Annotated in this window: 2 protein-coding genes; both read right to left on the reverse strand. The window is 69.7% G+C overall.

The window, feature by feature from the left end:
- The coding region (locus ACK4TH_RS12225; protein ID WP_409626839.1) for a TatD family hydrolase at positions 1–395 on the reverse strand (395 nt) is incomplete at its 3' end.
- Positions 396–448: 53 nt separating this feature from the next.
- Positions 449–829, reverse strand: coding sequence for a PilZ domain-containing protein (locus ACK4TH_RS12230; protein WP_409626841.1), 381 nt, complete (start codon positions 827–829; stop codon positions 449–451).
- Positions 830–997: the final 168 nt, after the last annotated feature.

Genomic DNA, 997 nt, shown 5'->3' on the forward strand with positions numbered 1-997 from the left:
AGCGGCAGATCGGTCTGGCGAGCGGCCCGGATGTGGATCCGAAAGCGCTCGCGCTGCCATGCCATGTCGGCCACCGTCCGCTCGCCCAGCCGGTAGTAGTCCAGCCCCGTTTCGCCGATGCCGATCACCTGCGGCAGCGCGGCGCGCTCGACCAGATCGGCCACGGTGGGCTCGCGCACCCCTTCGTTGTCCGGGTGCACGCCGACCGTCGCCCACAACTGGGGGGCAGCGCCCGCACCGTCGAGGGCCAAGCGGTGTACGGCGTCAAAGCCTTCCAGGGTGGTGCAGATGCACAGCGCCCGCAGCACGCCGGTGGCACGCATCGCCGCCAGGATCTCGGGGTATTGGGCCTGCAGCTCGGGAAAGTCCAGATGGCAATGGGAGTCGGTGAACATGCAAATGGGAGTGCTTGGGGGGCCGCCCGTCGATTGCGGTGGCAGCTGTTGGTTCAAAGGGTCTGGGTCGGCCGGTCGGAAGCCAGGTGGGCACCCAGGATTTCCTCGATCCGGGCGCGGAGTGCGCGGGATTTGTCATCCGCCGGAAAGCGCACCCCGATCCCCGGCGTGCGTGATCCCGTCGCTCCAGCGGGCGTGATCCAGGCGACCTTGCCGGCGATGGGATAGCGCTGCGGGTCCTCGGGCAGCGTGAGCAGCACGTACACATCCTGCCCCAGCGTGTACTGGCGCGAGGACGGCACGAAGATGCCCCCCTCGGTGAACAAGGGAATGTAGGCCGCGTAGAGTGCGCCTTTTTCCTTGATCGACAGTTGGATGACCGTGGGGCGCGGATGGGTGCCCGCGTCGCCGCCGGCCGGCGAGCCGGTGTTCATGGCCGCGAGTGTATCGCCGCGGTGGCGGGCTGGCCCGAGGGGCGGGCAAAAACCGCGCGGGTGCGTTCGGCCCACGCCTCGGCCCACAGCGCGGCCTGCAGCGGGTGTTCGGCCGTGCGCCACGCTTGCTGCAGAGCCCGCCAGTAGCCGGACAACCGGTGCGGGACG

The organism is Tepidimonas sp. (genome assembly GCF_046292505.1).
GTDB lineage: Bacteria > Pseudomonadota > Gammaproteobacteria > Burkholderiales > Burkholderiaceae_C > Tepidimonas.

Excerpts from the sequence above, each read along its gene's own strand:
- ACK4TH_RS12230 (WP_409626841.1), bottom strand. The coding sequence starts at position 829 with ATGAACACCGGCTCGCCGGCCGGCGGCGACGCGGGCACCCATCCGCGC.